This is a genomic window from Centipeda infelix ATCC 43532, from assembly GCF_000234095.1.
Classification (GTDB): Bacteria; Bacillota; Negativicutes; order Selenomonadales; family Selenomonadaceae; genus Centipeda; species Centipeda infelix.
Genome location: NZ_JH376799.1, coordinates 71,745 through 89,516 on the forward strand (window position 1 = coordinate 71,745; position 17,772 = coordinate 89,516).

At 57.1% G+C, this 17,772-nt stretch carries 18 protein-coding genes; 4 read left to right on the forward strand and 14 right to left on the reverse strand.

Going from position 1 to position 17,772, the window contains the following annotated elements; genetic code table 11:
- Window positions 1-9 precede the first annotated feature (9 nt).
- The 5 genes from nuoH to HMPREF9334_RS06445 are packed head-to-tail and all read right to left on the reverse strand — an operon-like array spanning window position 10 to window position 3,537.
- On the reverse strand, window positions 10-1,056 hold the full coding sequence (gene nuoH / locus HMPREF9334_RS06425) for an NADH-quinone oxidoreductase subunit NuoH (protein WP_039957397.1): 1,047 nt from the start codon (window positions 1,054-1,056) through the stop codon (window positions 10-12).
- Window positions 1,057-1,068: 12 nt separating this feature from the next.
- Window positions 1,069-2,169 carry an NADH-quinone oxidoreductase subunit D gene (locus HMPREF9334_RS06430; RefSeq protein WP_006692670.1) on the reverse strand — a complete coding sequence of 367 codons (1,101 nt, stop codon included), beginning with the start codon at window positions 2,167-2,169 and terminating at the stop codon, window positions 1,069-1,071.
- Entirely contained in the window at window positions 2,169-2,657 is a 489-nt protein-coding gene (locus tag HMPREF9334_RS06435; protein ID WP_006692671.1) for an NADH-quinone oxidoreductase subunit C, read from the reverse strand. The genes HMPREF9334_RS06430 and HMPREF9334_RS06435 overlap by 1 nt, the downstream gene beginning before the upstream one ends.
- On the reverse strand, window positions 2,654-3,193 hold the full coding sequence (locus HMPREF9334_RS06440) for an NADH-quinone oxidoreductase subunit B (RefSeq protein WP_006692672.1): 540 nt from the start codon (window positions 3,191-3,193) through the stop codon (window positions 2,654-2,656). Before HMPREF9334_RS06440 ends, HMPREF9334_RS06435 begins: the two co-directional genes overlap by 4 nt.
- Entirely contained in the window at window positions 3,184-3,537 is a 354-nt protein-coding gene (locus HMPREF9334_RS06445) for an NADH-quinone oxidoreductase subunit A (RefSeq protein ID WP_006692673.1), read from the reverse strand. The genes HMPREF9334_RS06440 and HMPREF9334_RS06445 overlap by 10 nt, the downstream gene beginning before the upstream one ends.
- 336 nt (window positions 3,538-3,873) lie before the next feature.
- Here HMPREF9334_RS06445 and HMPREF9334_RS06450 point away from each other — a divergent pair, with 336 nt between their 5' ends.
- From HMPREF9334_RS06450 to lgt, 4 genes are all read left to right on the forward strand, one after another.
- Window positions 3,874-5,820, forward strand: coding sequence for a peptidase U32 family protein (locus HMPREF9334_RS06450; protein ID WP_006692674.1), 1,947 nt, complete (start codon window positions 3,874-3,876; stop codon window positions 5,818-5,820).
- A 221-nt stretch (window positions 5,821-6,041) separates the two neighbouring features.
- Window positions 6,042-7,355 carry an aspartate aminotransferase family protein gene (locus HMPREF9334_RS06455; RefSeq protein WP_006692675.1) on the forward strand — a complete coding sequence of 438 codons (1,314 nt, stop codon included), beginning with the start codon at window positions 6,042-6,044 and terminating at the stop codon, window positions 7,353-7,355.
- Window positions 7,356-7,365: 10 nt separating this feature from the next.
- Window positions 7,366-7,917, forward strand: a complete 552-nt coding sequence (locus tag HMPREF9334_RS06460; RefSeq protein ID WP_006692676.1) for a phosphoribosyltransferase family protein — start codon at window positions 7,366-7,368, stop codon at window positions 7,915-7,917.
- A gap of 14 nt (window positions 7,918-7,931) precedes the next feature.
- A complete protein-coding gene (gene lgt, locus HMPREF9334_RS06465; protein WP_006692677.1) occupies window positions 7,932-8,759 on the forward strand; it encodes a prolipoprotein diacylglyceryl transferase in 828 nt (275 codons plus the stop codon).
- Between the two features lie 105 nt (window positions 8,760-8,864).
- Here lgt and HMPREF9334_RS06470 read toward each other — a convergent pair whose 3' ends face one another.
- The 9 genes from HMPREF9334_RS06470 to HMPREF9334_RS06510 all read right to left on the reverse strand — a co-directional run bounded on the left by HMPREF9334_RS06470 (window position 8,865) and on the right by HMPREF9334_RS06510 (window position 17,726).
- The gene (locus HMPREF9334_RS06470; RefSeq protein ID WP_006692678.1) at window positions 8,865-9,683 is read right to left on the reverse strand and encodes a MetQ/NlpA family ABC transporter substrate-binding protein; all 819 of its coding nucleotides are present in this window, start codon (window positions 9,681-9,683) and stop codon (window positions 8,865-8,867) included.
- A gap of 193 nt (window positions 9,684-9,876) precedes the next feature.
- Window positions 9,877-10,536, reverse strand: a complete 660-nt coding sequence (locus tag HMPREF9334_RS06475) for a methionine ABC transporter permease (protein WP_006692679.1) — start codon at window positions 10,534-10,536, stop codon at window positions 9,877-9,879.
- A complete protein-coding gene (locus tag HMPREF9334_RS06480) occupies window positions 10,533-11,558 on the reverse strand; it encodes a methionine ABC transporter ATP-binding protein (RefSeq protein ID WP_006692680.1) in 1,026 nt (341 codons plus the stop codon). The genes HMPREF9334_RS06475 and HMPREF9334_RS06480 overlap by 4 nt, the downstream gene beginning before the upstream one ends.
- Window positions 11,555-12,697, reverse strand: coding sequence for an amidohydrolase (locus HMPREF9334_RS06485; RefSeq protein ID WP_006692681.1), 1,143 nt, complete (start codon window positions 12,695-12,697; stop codon window positions 11,555-11,557). Before HMPREF9334_RS06485 ends, HMPREF9334_RS06480 begins: the two co-directional genes overlap by 4 nt.
- Window positions 12,698-12,874: 177 nt before the next feature.
- Entirely contained in the window at window positions 12,875-13,480 is a 606-nt protein-coding gene (locus HMPREF9334_RS06490; RefSeq protein ID WP_006692682.1) for an ABC transporter ATP-binding protein, read from the reverse strand.
- Window position 13,481: 1 nt separating this feature from the next.
- Window positions 13,482-14,300, reverse strand: coding sequence for an ATP-binding cassette domain-containing protein (locus tag HMPREF9334_RS06495; RefSeq protein WP_006692683.1), 819 nt, complete (start codon window positions 14,298-14,300; stop codon window positions 13,482-13,484).
- 4 nt (window positions 14,301-14,304) lie between these two features.
- Entirely contained in the window at window positions 14,305-15,147 is an 843-nt protein-coding gene (locus HMPREF9334_RS06500) for an ABC transporter permease (protein WP_006692684.1), read from the reverse strand.
- A complete protein-coding gene (locus HMPREF9334_RS06505; RefSeq protein WP_006692685.1) occupies window positions 15,147-16,133 on the reverse strand; it encodes an ABC transporter permease in 987 nt (328 codons plus the stop codon). Before HMPREF9334_RS06505 ends, HMPREF9334_RS06500 begins: the two co-directional genes overlap by 1 nt.
- A gap of 6 nt (window positions 16,134-16,139) precedes the next feature.
- Window positions 16,140-17,726 (reverse strand): ABC transporter substrate-binding protein, encoded by a 1,587-nt coding sequence (locus HMPREF9334_RS06510; RefSeq protein WP_245535232.1) that lies wholly within the window; start codon window positions 17,724-17,726, stop codon window positions 16,140-16,142.
- Window positions 17,727-17,772: the final 46 nt, after the last annotated feature.

Genomic DNA, 17,772 nt, shown 5'->3' on the forward strand with positions numbered 1-17,772 from the left:
AGCACCTCCTTAGACGATGCCGAGAAGATACATCCCAACGCCCGTCAAAAAGACGTTGAGAATCGAGAGCGGCACGAGCACCTTCCATCCGAAGGTGAGGATCTGATCGACGCGCGTACGTGGGAACGTCCATCGGAACCACATGATGAGAAACACCATGAGTACCGCCTTCAGTCCGAACCAGACGAAGCCCGGCAGGAACTCGGGGCCGCTGTAGCCGCCGAGGAAGAACGTTGTCGCGAGAATCGCCGCCGTCAAGAGGTTCGCGTACTCCGCAAGGAAGAACAGTGCCCAGCGCATACCCGAGTACTCCGTAAAGGGGCCCGCAATGATCTCGGACTCGCCCTCCACGAGGTCGAACGGCGTACGGTTCGTCTCTGCGACCGCTGCAATCAGAAAGATGATAAAGGCAAGCGGCTGCATGAAGATGAACCAGCTTGTCTGCGCCTGCATCTGCACGATGTCGTCCATGCGCAGAGAGCCTGTAATCATGACGACACCGAGCAGCGAAAAGAGCAGCGGTGCCTCATAGCTGAGCATCTGCCCGACGATGCGCATGCCGCCGATGAACGAGTATTTATTGTTTGACGCATAGCCACCCATCAGAAACGGCAGAACCGCCTGTCCCGAGACGGCGAACAGGAGGAACACGCCCACGTTCACATCGGCGAGCACCGCGCCCGCATCGAACGGGAAGAACGCATAGGCGAGTGCCGCAGGCACAAAGAGCAGTGCGGGCGAGAGTGCCCAGACCACCTTGTCCGCGCCGGCGGGCATGATGTCCTCCTTGCTCATCAGTTTCAGCATATCCGCAACGGGCTGGAGAAGGCCAAAGCGTCCCCCGACGCGGTTCGGACCGATCCGCACCTGGATGAACGCACAGATCTTGCGCTCCGCATAGGTAAAGACGATCGCCGCCATTGAGATAATGCCGAGCAGGAGCGCGATGCCGACAAAGGTCATGACAAGATCAACCACAAACGGAATCGGCACAACACTGTAAACAGCTGCGCGCAGCATGAGCGCAATCGCTCCCAAGAAAGAAAGTTCCATCATTTGCCTCCTTTCTCAGCAGTCCACTTCGCCCATGATGGGGTCGATGGATGAATATGCGGCGACCGAGTCACCGATGAACATACCGCGGCACATCGCATCCAGCCCCTGCATATTGACGAACGAGGGGCGGCGGATGTGGATGCGGTACGGCTTCGTCGTACCGTCGCTGACAATGTAGAAGCCAAGCTCGCCGCGCGTGCCCTCCGTACGGCTGAACACCTCGCCCTTCGGCGGCTTGATGACCTTCGGTACTTTTTTCCCCATAAAGTCGCCCTCGGGCAGACCATCAATCGCCTGGCGGATGATCTTCGCGCTCTCGGCGATCTCATTCAGCTTCACCATGTAGCGATCCCAGTTGTCGCCGTTCTTGCCCACGGGGATGTCAAAGTCAAAATCATCGTAGACGCTGTAGCCATCCACCTTGCGCAGGTCAAAGGCAAGCCCCGTCGCCCGCAGGTTCGGTCCCGTCATATTGTAGGACAGAGCCTGTTCCGTTGTCAGCGGCGATGTCCCCACAATGCGGCGGATAAAGATCTCGTTGCCCGTCAGGAGCTTGTTGTACTCCTCAAGGAAGATCGGCACCTCATCGAGAAACGCGCGGATCAGCACCTCCGCCTCGGGTGTGAGATCCTCCTTTACCCCACCAATGCGGATGTAGTGGAAGGTCTGGCGTGCACCGCAGACGAGATTGAAGATGTCGAGGATCTTCTCGCGATCGCGGAAGCAGTAGAGCATCCCCGTCGACGCGCCCAGATCGTTTGCAAGTGTCCCGATAAAGATCAAATGGCTGTTGATGCGGTTCAGCTCCGCCATGATGACGCGAATGTACTCCGCACGCAGCGTGGTCTCGATTCCTGCAAGCTCCTCCACGGCAAGCGCATAGCCAAAGTTATTGTTCATGGAGGAGATATAGTCCAGGCGGTCCGTATAGGGCAGCCCCTGCGGATACGTCCTGTCCTCGAGCAGCTTTTCGATGCCGCGATGGAGATAGCCCATGATCGGTGTCGCCTTGACGATGCGCTCACCGTCGAGTTCGAGCCGCACCTGCAGCACACCGTGCGTCGAGGGATGCTGCGGCCCCATGTTAAGCGTGTAGGTCTCGGTTCTCGGCATCACATTCCCTCCTTCCGAATGCGCGGGATATTGGGGGGCGGTGGCGGGACAAAGTCCTTGCGCAGCGGATGTCCAACGAAGTTCTCATGGTGAAAGACGCGCCTGAGATCGGGATGCCCCGTGAACGTAATTCCCATGAGGTCATAGACCTCGCGCTCCTCGAACTCCACGCCCGGGAACACTGCCGTTGCCGAGGGAACAACAGGCGCATCGTGCGGCAGTGTCACCTTCACCGTCAGCCAATGCATATGCACGGGGGAAAAGAGATGGTAGACCATCTCGAAACGATCCTTCCAGTCAACCGCCGTCACATTCTCCATACGCGTCAGCTGCAGATTGCTGTCGTCACGCAGAAAGGTCAGCAGCGCGATCAGTTCATCCGCCCCGATATAGAGGGCAGAACGCTCCGTCTCTGCGTCATACTCCGCATTGGAAAAGGCGAGTTTGATTCCGGCGAGGGCATCCGACGACACATAATTTTTTTTCATGCGTTCACCGCCTTCTTCTCCGCCTGCTCCGCCCAAAAGGCACGCTCAGCTGCGACGCGCTCCGGATGGAGAATCTTCTCACGCAGCTTGAGCATTCCGTCGATCAGTGCCTCGGGACGCGGTGGGCAGCCGGGGATATAAACATCCACGGGCAGGATCTCATCCACGCCCGGCACAACGGCATACGAATCCGCAAAGGGGCCGCCCGCAATCGTACACGCGCCCATTGCGATCACATATTTCGGCTCGGGCATCTCCTCGTAGAGGCGCACAATCGGATCTGCCATCTTCCACGTCAGCGTCCCGGCGACGATCAGGAGATCTGCCTGACGAGGACACGGACGGAAGACCTCGTAGCCGAACCGTGCAAGGTCAAACCGCGCCGTCGCCGTGCTCATCATCTCGATAGCACAGCAGGCAAGCCCCGAGGACAGTGGCCAGATCGAGTTTGCGTGCGCCCAGCGCAGGAGTTCATCCAGCTTGAGCACGAGGACGTTGTGCCGCAGACTCTCGGGAACGCGCTCCGCTATCTCCATGTCAGATCCCCCTTTCGCCATGCATAGCCGAGCCCAAGTGCAAGGATTCCGACAAAGACAAACATCTCAAGCAGCGCGAACAGCCCAAGCATCTGGAACTCCACCGCCCACGGATAGAGAAACACCGTCTCGATGTCAAAGACGATGAACAGCAGCGCGTAGAGAAAATACCCCGCGCGGAACTGCACATACGGTGAACCGATCGGATCGACGCCGCACTCGTAGGGAATGTACTTCTGCGGTGACGGCTGCTTCGGCTGCAATAGAAATGCAGGACCGAGCGCCATGACGGGGAAAAACAGCGCCACTAGCAAAAATATTCCCAGACTTCCAAACTCTCCCATACACAGTCCTCCTTATTAGAAAATAAAATAAATACATAGGAAAAACAAATAATCAGAAACAATAATTGATGGATAAAAAAATATGTCAAATCAAGTGACACTAGATAAAATTTATAATCGTTGGCAGGTATGATAAAATCTATGTATAATATACCCGAAAAGCACTTTTTTTACAAGGAGAGTGAGAAAAAAACTTCCATTTATATTCATTCTTTTTTGCTATTTTCGACATCATTTGAAAGAAAGGGCTTTTCCTGCTATAATCATAAGCAATATCGGGGAACGCTTCGTTGATTGGAGCAACAAGTTCTCCAGCCAGAAGGAGTTTTTTACACAATGCTGTTACACCGAAAATCCGTCGAACTGCTTGCCCCGGCGGGCACATGGGATGCCATGACCGCAGGCATTGCAGCGGGTGCGGATGCCGTCTATCTCGGCGGCAAACATTTCAATATGCGTCTGCACGAGGGCAACTTCAACTTCGATGATGCACGCCTAAAGGCGGCGGTCGACTACGCGCACACGCACAACGTCGAACTCTACGTGACGCTCAACAACCTCATCAGCAACGAGGAGCTGCCCGCGCTGCGCGAATACCTCGCCTACCTCAACGAGATCCGTCCCGACGCGATTCTCGTCCAAGACTTCGCCGTACTCGAACTCGTACACGAGATGGGCATCACCGTCCCCCTGCACACCTCCGTCATGATGAACACACACAACGAACACGCCATCGAAAAGCTCAAGGAGTACGGCATCACGCGCATCGTCGTCGGGCGCGAGATGACGCTCTCCGAACTCGCGCTTTTTCGCGCACGCACGGGCATCGAAGTCGAGTATTTCATGCACGGCGATATGTGCATCTCAGAGAGCGGTCAGTGCATCCACTCGGGGGTACTCTTCGGACAGAGCGGCAACCGCGGACGCTGCATGAAGATTTGCCGCTGGCCGTTCGCCCTCCTCGACGAGACGACAGGAGAAGTGCTCGATGCGAACAGCCCTGGTCCATACAAGCTCGCACTCAAGGATATGTGTATGTACCGCTCCATCCCCGCACTCATTCAGGCGGGGGTCTATTCGTTCAAAATCGAAGGGCGGATGCGCTCGCCCGAGTTCATCGCGCGGCTCGTCTCCACCTACCGCAAGGCGATTGACGCATACATCGCCGATCCGAACGGCTACACGACGGATGAGGAGGGTTGGCGTACGCTCTACGACAACCGCGTACGCGACTACACGACGACGTTTGCGTTCGGACAGCCGACCGCCGTCGACATTGGCATGACGGGCGAACGCGAACCGCGTTTCTTCAGCCAAGCGGTCGAGGAGGCGGGCTTTGCCGACGAGGTGCTGCGCGCCGAGCGTCCGATAGAAAAGGAGAATGCGCCGAGCCGCCACCTCAGCGTTCGCGTTGGCACGGTCGATGCTGCGCGTGCAGCGGTGGATGCAGGTGCCGATACCGTCTACGTCGGCGGCGAGGCATTCCGCCCCAACCGCCCGTGGAAGCTCACGGACTACGAGGATCTCGTCCGCTATGCAGCAGGACGCGCACGCGTCGTCGTGAACACACCGCGCACGACCATGCGCCGTGAGTGCGGCGAACTCGAACAGTTCTTTGCCGCACTGAACGACATCGGCGTTGACGGCATCATGGTCGGCAACCTCGGCACGCTGAAGCTCGCACGCACGCTCACGAACCTGCCTGTGCAGGCGGATCATTCGTTCAACATCTTTAACCACCTCGCAATCACCTTTCTCAAGGAGAACGGGCTCACGATGGCGACCGCCTCCTACGAGCTTTCGTTTCAGCAGCTGCGTCAGATCGTCGAGAACGCTGTGCTGCCCGTTGAGGCAGTCATCCACGGTGCATATGAGTCGATGATCTGCGACTACAATTTCCCCGCGATGTCGCTGCCGAACTACAGTGACCTTGCCGCTCCGGAGCTTCTGGATCGCCTCTACGCATTTCGCGACGAGGCGGGCGGCGTGCACTCCATCCGCGTCGACCAGTACGGGCGCAACCACATCTACTTTGCAAAGGATCTCTGTCTCTATCCCTACCTCGAGAAGTTCAACGGACTCGGCTCCTATCGCATCGAGGCACAGGACTATACGGCGGACGTGACCGCAGAGATCGTCCGCATCTACCGTGCTGCACTCGACCGCCTCGCGGCGGGCAGTGACGGCTTCCGAACGGCGGACTTCGACCGCCTCACAGACATTGCGCCGCGCCCCTTGGGCATCGGCACCTACCGTTTCCGCCAGAGCCGCAATTCCATTTAACGCTAGGGAAAAATGTGGCGATGCAATGCTCCTAAGCAAACCCTAGTGAAGCAAGTGAGTAAAGCGTGCGTTCTGCCCCCTGCGGATTTCTTTCGTTCAAGCGCAGCGCGTTTAAGAAGTCCGCAGGTATTTAGGCAGATAAGCATGCGATCACTTGCGTAACGAGGTGTTTGCGTGGAGCATGACATGAGTGAATTTTTTGTTACTAGAAAGTATATTCCATGGAGACAACTTCCACGAACGAGAACGGATACATCGGCGCAGCCGCCATCCTGGAAAAGAAGAAGAAATACATCATGCCCTGCCTCGGGCATTTCTACAGCGAGCCGCGCCAGATCGTGCGCGGCGAGATGCAGTACCTCTACGACAGTGAGGGAAGGAAGTATCTCGACTGCTTTGCGGGTGTCTCCGTCATCAACTGCGGACACTGCAATCCCGCGATCAACGCAGCCGTCACGGAGCAGCTGAACACGCTCCAACACGTCTGCAACATCTACCTCACGGAGAACTTCGTCAACCTCGCCGAGCAGCTTGCACGCATTACGCCCGGAAAACTCCAAAAGAGCTTCTTCTGCTCCACGGGCACGGAGGCGAACGAGGGGGCGGCACTCCTCGCACAGATTGCAACAGGATCAAGTGAGTTCATCGCTCTGCGCGGGGGGCTGCACGGACGCACGAAGCTCACGATGAGCCTCACGGGCATCTCCATGTGGCGCACCGATCCAAATCCCGTCGGCGGCATCCACTTTATCAAAAATCCCTACTGCTATCGCTGCCCGCATCAGCATACCCCCGAGGAGTGCGGCATCGACTGTACCTACGAGCTTGAAGAGACGATCAAGAGTGCCACCTCGGGACGACCTGCCGCATTCATTGCAGAGACCATTCAGGGCAATGCGGGCATCATTGTCCCGCCAAAGAACTACTTCAAACGCGTCAAGGAGATCCTCGACCACTACGGCGTGCTCTTCATCGCGGACGAAGTACAGACAGGCTTTGCGCGCACGGGCAAAATGTTTGCCATCGAGCATTTCGAGGTTGCACCCGACATTATGACAATGGCAAAGGCACTCGGCAACGGTGCCCCCATCAGCGCATTCATCGCAACCCCCGAGGTCGCAGACACCTACACAAAGCCCGGCGCATCGACGCTCGGCGGCAACCCCGTCTCCACAACGGCAGGGCTTCATGTCATCCGCTATATCGAAGAGCATGATCTCATCGGGAACGCCGAACGGCGTGGAACGCAGCTGCGCGCAGGACTGCGGGAACTCCAGAAACGCCACCCCATCATCGGCGATGTGCGCGGACTCGGACTGATGGTCGGCGCAGAGTTCGTCCACGCGGACAAATCCCCCGCCGCCGCCGAACTGGATGCCGTGCTCGAAGAGCTGAAGAACCGCGGCTTTATCGTCGGCAAGAACGGCATCGGACGCAACGTCATGGCGTTTCAGCCGCCGCTCATCATCACCGAGGACAATATCAACGACGTACTGAACGCCGTAGAGCTCGTCCTCACAGAGAAAGGACTCTAAAGGGTGCATTATGGCAAAACGATACTACGATCTCACCGTCGCGGGCTGCAAACGCAGCCTCCCCATCCTCAACCTGAGCCACAGTCTTGCAATTGCCGGCTTCGTCATGCTCGGCGATGTCGAACTCTGCGAAAGCTGTGCGCGTGAACTCGCAAAAAAAGTTCCCGCCGAAGCCGAGATCATCATGACCGCCGAGACGAAGGGCATCCCTCTCGCGGCGGAGCTTGCACGGCAGATTGGAATGCCCTACTACATCACAGCACGCAAGTCTGTCAAAGCGTACATGGAAGATCCGATCTGGGTCGAAGATGAATCGATTACGACAATGGGGAAGCAGCGTCTCTACCTCATGCGTTCCGATATCGACCGCATCGCAGGACGCAAAGTACTCCTCCTCGACGATGTCATCAGTACGGGCGGCTCCATGACGGCACTCAGCAATCTCGCCGAAAAGGCGGGTGCACACGTGATCGGACAGGCAGCCGTGCTTGCCGAGGGCGATGCAGCAAAGCGCACGGATATTATCTTCCTTGAGGCACTTCCGCTTTTTGAAGCGGAATAGATCGGCGGCATCTCTTGCATCAATATCTCTTCTACATCGGCGACTTCCCCATCCGCTCCTACGGTGTCGTTATCTCCCTCTCCATCCTGCTCGCAACGGGTGTCGGCTACTTCCTCGCAAAGGCGGATGGACGCGGCTACGAAAAGCACGTCCCCGATCTCGGCATCTACTGCGGCATCGCGGGACTCCTTGGTGCACGGCTCTGGGACGTATTCTTCTTCGACTGGGACTACTACCAACACCACCTGACCGAGATTCTGAATGTCTGGCAGGGCGGCATGGCGATCCAGGGCGGTGTCTTTCTCGGTGTACTCGTCGGCATCCTTTACAGCCGAAAGCACAAGCTCGATACCATTCACTTTATGGACGTTGCCGCACCTGCGATTGTCCTCGGACAGGCACTCGGCCGCTGCGCAAACCTCCTTAACGGGGATGCCTTCGGCGCACCGACGGGCAGCAGCTACGGCATCCTCTACCCCGACACCACACTCGCGCACCACACCTACGGTGCACAGCCGCTCTGGCCGGCAGAGGTCTGGGAGGGGCAGCTCGACATCGTCATCTTTGCCCTGCTGCTCATCTTCCGCGCACGCGGACACGCACGCGGGCAGTGCTTCGCCCTCTACGTCATGCTTTACAGCCTCGTGCGCTTCGCGCTCGAATACCTGCGCGGCGACTACACGGAGAAATACCTCGGGATCTTCACCAGTGCCCAGATGACCAGTCTCGGCTTCGGTCTTGTCGCCCTCGGTTTCTTCCTCTGGCTCGGACTGCGTGAGTACGGCTCGATTCCCGCCGAGGCAGAGCAAACCAGCGAACGCAAGAAACGACGAAAAAAATAATCGGCAAAAAGATTTATAAAAATGGGTGCTGTACGAAGCTGAAAAGTTCGTGCAGCACCCATTTATTATTCATACCTTGTATTCACGACATATCGTTTGAGCCGATCAGTTCTCCGGCACAAACCAGAGCCCGTTGTCGTTTTTCTTTAGATAATCCTTGAATTCATCCGAGTGATAGGCTTTGACAATGTCCTGCGCCCACTTCGCGTCCTTGTTCTTCTCGTGTACGACGAGCTGCAGCAGGAGATGCGGCAGGATATTCTCTTTGAGAAGTGCCGTCGACGGGTCAATCTTCGCATTGTAGACAATCGAGCCCGTAATGACAATGTAGGCGAAATCACCGCGCACCGCAGGAATGTTGAGCGACTTCATCTCCGTGAACTTCAGGTTGTGCGGATTCTCGACGATGTCCTGCTGCGTCACCGTCGCGAGGTCCTTCGCGTGATCGAGCTTGATCCACCCTGCCTTCTGCAGGAGCGCATACGCGCGTGCCGTATTGGACGCATCGTTCGGCACGGCGATGGTGTCGCCATCCGCGATCTGTGTAAGGTTGTCCTTCTTCCCCGCATAGATGCCCGCCGGAACGGTCGGGATCGGGGTCAGAGCTACGAGGTGTCCATACTGCTTCTTGTTGAAGTTCTCCATGTACGCCGTATGCTGCTCGACGTTGAAGTCCACCTCACCGTCGTTGAGAGCCACATCTGCCTGCAGGAGGTCGCTCAGATCCTTCCCTATGACCGTATAGCCCTGCTTCTCAAGGATCGGCTTCACACCGTTCTCAAACAGCTCCGAGTATGGACCCTGCGACTTACTGTAGGTGATGGTCTTCTTATCCGTCGATACCTGTTCACTGCCGCAGCCCGCGACCACCCCCGCACCGAGAACAACGGCCAGACCGAGCGTCCATATTTTCCTGAATTTCATAAAATCCCTGCTTTCTTTTTGATAAACTCAAGGAATCGCTGATAAAATGAAGTCCGTCAGATTGGCGTAGATTTTTTCGTCCGAACAAGGAGGCAAACCGGACGCATAGCCAAAGCTATGTGGAGGATTTGCCGACACAGTGCGGGCAAAAAAGATGCGTCAAGATGGCGGCGCTGAATTTATCAGTGCTTCCTCAATGCCCACGCGCACGCACAGCAAAGTAATTGCCCACCGACTGGATGATCTGCACAAAGACGATGAGGACGACAACGGTAAAGAGCATGAGCGGGAAGTTCATACGCTCATAGCCATACGTCAGCGCAAGATCGCCCACGCCGCCCGCACCGATTGCGCCTGCCATTGCCGTTGCCCCAAGAAGCCCGATGGTTCCCGTCGTCACGGACAGGATCAGCGACCCCTTCGCCTCCGGCAGGAGGAAGTATCGGACGATCTCATAATAGGACGCGCCCATCGCCTGTGCTGCCTCCACAATGCCATGATCCACCTCGAGAAGCGAGTTCTCAAAGAGACGCGTGAGATACGGCGTGATGAACACCACGAGTGGAACGAGTGCCGCCGTTGTACCGATTCGCGTCCCGACAATCATCTTCGTCAGCGGGAGGATGAACACCATGAGAATGATGAACGGTACGCTGCGAATGACGTTGACTGTGACGTTCACAATTTGATACGTCCAGCTGTGCGGCAGGATGCCGAGCGGCCGCGTGAGGATCAGCACAACGGCAAGCGCCATTGCGAGCAGCGTGCCGATCGCCAGCGAAACAAAGACCATATAGAGCGTTTCCTGCGCCGCAAGTAAGATCTGCGCATTTGGTACACCTAACTCCATCATGGATTCACCTCCTGCCACTCCACGCCCTGTGCGTGAATATAGTCCTCCAAGCGCGCGAGCTCTGCGTCCTCACCGATGAATTGGACAATGAATATCCCCAGAACCTGCTCCTCGATCTCGCTGACCGACGCGAAGAGCACACTGGTCTCGACGGAAAACTCCCGCTGAATGCGATAGAGCAGATTCCCCTTCGCCTGTTCGCCGAGAAAGCGCAGCCGCAGCAAGCGATAGTTGCGCTGCTCCTCCTGCAGTGCTTCCCATATACTCTTGGGCAGCTCGTCGGGAATGACCGCCCGCACGAACCGCCGCGTCATCGCCTCGCGCGGAGCGGAGAAGATATCGAGCGTCGCACCGTGCTCGATCACCCTGCCGTTTTCCATCACGGCGACATGACGGCAGAGCTTCTGTATCACCTGCACCTGATGCGTGACAAAGAGGATCGTAATGCCGAGCTCCTGATTGATGCGTGCGAGCAGTTTCAGAATCGAGTCCGTCGTCTCCGGATCGAGCGCACTGGTTGCCTCGTCGCAGAGCAGGATCGACGGCTGCGTCGCGAGTGCCCGCGCAATGCCGACGCGCTGCTTCTGCCCGCCGGAGAGCTGCCACGGATAGGCATCCGCCTTGTCCGTGAGCTCTACAAACTCCAACAATCGCTTGAGACGCGCATCAATCTCCTCCTGCGTGCGGTCATGCGCCAGTCGGAGCGGTATCGCAATATTTTCCCGCACCGTCTTGGACTCGAGCAGGTTGAACTGCTGAAAGACCATGCCGATCTTCTTGCGCGCCTGCCGCAGCTCCTTGGAGGACAGCTCGTCCACCGCCTTCCCATCGAGCAGCACGTGCCCGTGATCGGGCTTTTCGAGCGCGTTGACCATGCGCAGGAGCGTCGACTTTCCCGCACCGCTGAAACCGATAACACCGAAGATATCCCCGTCCGGGATCTTGAGGCTGACCTCCTGCAGTGCCGTAACAGGCTTCCCGTTCACAAGGAAGTCCTTGTGAACATTCACAAATTCGATCATCGTTCTTTCACCTTCTTAAATGCACCGCATACGAGTTCCGCGAGATAATGCGCCGTCGGCGCGAGCGCATTCAGATCAACCCGAAAGTTCGGATTGTGGAGCGCGGGGGAAAGCCCCGTGCCGACGAGGACGAACATCCCCGGTACTTTCTCCTGATAGAAGGCAAAGTCCTCACCACCGAGCGACTTTGGTGCGGGAACTACATTCAGATTACGTTCCTTTGCTTTTTCCTCTGCATACACCGCCCAAAAATCATCGTTGACCGTTGCCGGCGGACCTTCGTACCAGTCCGTCTCTACCTTCGAACCATACGCCGCCGCCAACTGATCTGCAAGCGCACAGACACGCGCTCGGATGTGTGCACGCTCCTGCGCATTCATGCTGCGCGTCGTCCCCTCGACGAGAGCCTCCTCGGGAATGACATTCCACGTATTCCCCGCCTCGATGTGCGTGACACTCACAAGCCCTGCGGAGAACGGATTAAGATTGCGTGCGACAACCGTCTGTACCGACTGCACAAATGCTGCCGCCAGCGGAATCGGATCCACCCCCGCCTCGGGATGTGCGGCGTGTGTCCCCTTGCCGCGAAAGCGGAACACAAAGCGATCCACCGCCGCCATCACCGCACCTGCTGAGATGCCGACCGTGCCGACCTCGAGGAGCGGTGATGCGTGCAGCCCGAAGATCGCCGTGACATCCTGCAGAGCACCCGCCTCGATGAGTACCTTCGCCCCGCCCGGAGCCTCCTCTGCGGGCTGGAAGAAGATGCGCACGCGTCCCGCGAGCTCCTCCTCACGCTGCTTGAGCAGCAACGCTGCACCGAGCACCGCAGCAATGTGGAAATCGTGCCCACAGGCGTGCATACGCCCCGCGTGCTCCGAGCGATACGGCAGATCCGTCTGTTCCTCGATGGGCAGTGCGTCGATATCACTGCGCATGGCAACAATGGTCTCACCTGCGCCGATCTCCGCAACAAGTCCCGTCTTGAGCGGCAGATCCAGAATACGGATTCCCGCACGTTCCAAGGATGCACGGATGCGCTTAGTGGTTTCTACTTCTTCGTAGGAAAGCTCAGGATGGCGATGAAACCATTGAAACTCTTCTGCGATATAGGCTTCGATGTTTTCAATTGCTGCCATAGTTCTCTTCCTTTCAAACAGTAAATTCATATATTCTTTATATGTTATGTTGGTATTATACAAGCTGTAAATTCTTTTGTCAATCATGTTTTCCTATATTTTTTCTATGCTTATACACGCAAAAATCCGGCATCTGTCTTTCAGACAGATGCCGGATCTTCGTATGAACAGCGGCCTTTATCCCTGCAAATCTTCAATATGTACCATACGCGTACAGATCCGCTGTGCCAACGCCTCATTGTGCGTAATGGCAATGAGCATGGTGCGGTTCTTCTCGATCTCGCGCAGGATCACCGACCAGATCTGCGCCTGCGTGATCGGGTCAAGGCTTGCGGTGATCTCGTCGGCAATGAGCACGCGCGTCTTTGGACTGAGCGAACGCAGGATCGAGAGCCGCTGCAGCTGACCGCCCGAGAGCTCATGCGGCCATCGCGTGAGCCAGTCCGGCTCTGCGCCAATCGCTGTGAGAAGTTCCTCCGGCACATCCCACGCCTCGCGCAGCGTATCACCGACCTTCCAACGCGGATCCATCGCCTTTTCAGGATGCTGATAGATGAGCTGAACGGGATTGTAGCAGTCCTTTGGCAGCGACGCGCCGTCCAAGGTGATCGCCCCTTTTTGCAGCGGAAGATACCCCGCAAGAAGAAGTGCCAATGTGCTTTTGCCGCGCCCGCTCGGTCCGAGAAGTGCAAGACGCTCCCCGTCCGCAACGCGCAGCGACACATTGCACAGAACAGGGCTGTCCTCCCCATAGCGATAGGACAGATCCTTTGCCTCCAGCATCTCACGCACCTCCCGCCGCAGTCATCTGCGTCACCTCTGCCGCCGTATATACGGTAAAATCATTCTGGGGCAGCGCATGATAGAGTGCCTTCGTATACGGGTGCACGAGTTCAGCCCCATCTCCATGAAATGCGGCAGCCGGAGCCATATCCACCGTTCGACCCTCATAGAAAACGGCAACATTGTCCGCAACCTCGACAGCAAGATCAATGTCGTGCGTAATGAGCAGAATCCCCTTGCCCGCATCGGCAAGTTCGCGCAGGAGCTGCAGTGCCTCGACGGCACTCTTCACATCCATGCCGGGTGTCGGCTCATCCGCAATGATGAGTGAAGCGTCGGTGATGACGGCGGTCGAAAAGAGCACGCGCCGCGCCATGCCGCCCGAGAGTTGGAACGGATAGAGACGCTGCACCCGCTCCTCCAAGTGCAGACGGCGGAAGGTCGCTGCCATATCGTCAGGTGCGCCGTAGAGCCCGCAGACCTCCTTGCCGACGCGCATGAGTGGATCGAGATAGGTCACGGACTGCGGAATCAGTGCCATCGCCCGCCCGCGCAGCTGCTCTTGGAGGGCAGCGTCGAGCAGTTCCCCACGATACCGCATCTCACCGCTCGTCACCGCATTGTACGGAAGAATACCGAGCACTGCGTGTGCGAGAAGACTCTTGCCGGAGCCGCTTGCACCCACAACGGCAAGGATCTCTCCACGGTTCAGATGCAGATTGACATCGTGCATCCCTGCCACCAAGGTATGGGTCAGTGCCCCCTGATACATCCGAAATGAGACTGATAGATTGGTTACACGAAGAAGTTCTTCTGCCATCATCCTACTCCTGTCCGGACTGCGGATCGAACAGATCACGCAGAGCCGCGCCAAGACGGTCAAAGATCAGCACAATGAGCAGCAGCAAAAAGCCCGGGAAGAATGCAAGCCACCACATACCGAGCGCGAGATAGCGCATCGACTCCGAGAGGATGATGCCGATTGCCGGCATATCAAGCGGCAGACCATACCCGAGAAAACTGATTCCGGCTTCGTGCATGATCGCATGGGGAAAGAGCAGAACGAGCCCGATGATGTACTGCGGCAGCACATGGGGTACGAAATGCTGCCGTGCCACAGTCACCCACGAGTACCCGTACTGCCGCGCTGCCAGAATATAGGGCTGTGCGCGCAGCTGCATGACCTCTGCACGGATGATGCGGGTCAGGCGCGGCCAGTGGGTAACAATGACACCGATGGACACACCCATAACACCGCCGCCCATCATGACCGAGATCATGAGAATGAGCAGGATATGCGGAATCCCCATGCAGAGATCCACGAGCCAGAGTACAAACTGATCGACCTTGCCGCCGAATGCCGCCGAGAGCGTTCCGAGGAGCAGCGCAATGCAGGAGCTGACAAATGCCGCAGCAATTCCAATCTGCAAGCTGATGGACATCCCCTTGACCGAACGCAGGAGCATATCGCGTCCCATATAATCTGTCCCGAACGGATGTGCAGCAGACGGTACAAGATTTTTCTGCCCATAGTCAACTGCATACGCGCTCTCCGGCATCGTCGTCCCCCAGACGAGAATCCCGAGGATAAAGCAGCCCGCCAGCACGGCAAAGATCAGCTGACGCTGACGAACGCTCATGCCGCTGCGCAGGGAATTCTCTTTCATCAAGAACCTCCCCTCCCCTCACGCAGCTGCGGATCGACAATACCGTACAGAATATTGGCAATGAGATTTCCGGCAAAGACAAACACAGCGCTGAAAATCGCAATGCCGAGCAGGAGCGACAGATCACCGCGCAGCCCCGCCATCGTGACCGTACCGCCAAGCCCCGGATAGGAGAACACCGTCTCCGCAAGCACCGCACCGCCGAACAGTTCGTTGAAGGAAGCGAACTGCAGCGTGACGACAGGCATCAGAATGTTGCGCAGACCATGTCGGCGCACGCGCTGCCAGAGCGACTCGCCCCGCGCCTCGGCAAAGAGCATATAGTTTGTCCCCATGACCTCAATCATCTTCTCACGCGTCTGAAGCGTCATCGCGGAGATCCCCGTAACGCTCAGTGTCAGCGCAGGCAGGACGACATGACGGAGCTGCTCCGCCAGTGTAACCTCCTCGTGCAGCTTCCCGATGGGCGCGGCAAGCGCCAGTGGGAACCACTGCAGCTTGACCGCGAAGATCATCAGAAAGAGCAGCCCCAGCCAGAACACCGGCACAGAGACGCACAGCAAGGAGAACCCCTGAATCGCCTTGTCGAGACGGCTGCCGCGATACATTCCTGCAAGCACACCAAGCGTGAAACCGATCACGCCCCACAGCACCCATGCCGTCAGCATTAGTAAGAGCGTCAGACGGAATTTTTCCCCGATCACCTCCAGCACCGGCGCCCGATAGATGAGCGATGTGCCGAAGTCGCCATGCAGAATATTCCCCGCCCAAAGCAGGAAGCGTTCAAGCGGCGGTTTGTCAAATCCCCAGTAGGCAGCAACAAGCGCATGCTGCTCCGCCGTCGCCGTTTTATTCGCAAAATAGGCATCAATCGGGTCAATCGGCGAGTTTGCCAGCAGTACAAAGCTAACCGCACTCACGGCAGCCAAGAGCAGCAGCAGACGAGCTGCGCTGCCCCCGATGAAGTATGCCATCCGTTTTGTCATACCGGTCTACTTCCACTGCCAATCATCAAGATTCGCGAGAATCCCCATGCCCTGCCCGCGCTCGCCAACACGAAGCTGTCCAAGATCAAGACGCTCGTTGACAAAATACGGCACCTGCACGGTGACAATCCAAAGATACGGAACGTCCATCTTCGCTCCTGCCGTCCCATCCCACTGCGCCGCCTTGAACTCACGCATGGCTTCCTCATCCGAGGTTGCCGCAAGTGCACGGTCAATATGCGCATCGACCGCCGGATTGCGATAGATTGCAGAGTTATTGATGACATTAACCCCCACCTGAGAGGAGTGATAGTAGTTGTAAATCACCTGCGGCGTAAAGTCGCCAATCGCCCATACCGTCGGGATATTTCGTGCGATCTTACGTGCCTCCGACCACGGCGTTGATTTTGCGATGATATTGATGCCGAGCTTCTTCGCATCCTGCGCGAGTGCCACTGCCGTATTATACCGCTGCAGATCATTGGAACGCCCATTTATGACGAACTCCGCCTTTACGCCGTTCTTCTCGCGAATGCCGTCGCCATCCGTATCCTTCCAGCCCGCCGCCTCAAGGATCTTCACAGCCTCATCGACGCGGTTGTCCTTCTCCTGCAGTGCGTTGTTCGCCCACGGGAGTGCCTCTGCCAAATTCATGGTCGGCTTGCCAAAGCCGGCAAGCGCATTCTCGATAATCGTCTTGCGGTCAATGCCAATGTTCAGCGCCGTACGAATCGCAGGATCGCTCGTCACATTGTTGCCAACCAACATTCCGTTTTCGTCATGCTCCGCTTCCTGTGGCATATTCACGCAGAAGCTGTCAATGGTATCCATCAGTACCAATTTCATATGCGGTACACTCGCCCCTGCATACTCCGTCGGGGTAAACACGAGATCCACCTGTCCCGACTGAGCAGCCGCGAGAATCGCATCATCACCGAGGTTCAGCACCGTGACCTTCTTCAGCTTCGGTTTCTTCCCATAGTAGTATTCATTCGGCTCCATAATGAGCTGCTGCTCCTTCTGGAACGATACCACCTTCCACGGACCGCTGCCCACAGGAGCTGTCGCATAGCCCTCTTTGTATGCATGCTTCGGCACGATGCCAAGAGCCGCAGCCGTCTCAAGGAAAACCGACCACGGCTTGGAGAGCGTGAACTCCACCTGCGTCGGAGAGAGCACGCGTACCTCCTCCATCACCGTCAGGTCGACCGTGCCGGCAGCCTTCTTCGCTGTCTCGTAGGTGAACGCGACATCCTCCGCTGTCAGTGGCTGACCATCGGAGAACTTGGCATCGCTGCGAATTGTAAAGGTATATTTGAGCCCGTCCGCCGAACGCTGCACATCAGTCGCAAGATCCTTGACAAGCTGATTCTTCTCATCATGCATCATCAAAGCACTGTGGAACGGATCCGGTCCCCAGCTCCCCCATCCCGCCGTCGGATCAAAGCCCTCGCCGACCATGTACTTGCCCACCGAGATTACGATCTCGTCCTTCTCGGCGCGCTCGTTCTTCGGCTGATCCGTGCCGCCGCATCCGACGATGAGCATTGTCATCGCCATCAGCAGACACATCAGAAACTTCTTCACTGTCATGCCTCCTTCGTCATATAAAAAAACCTTTTTGCCAAGAGAGCAAAAA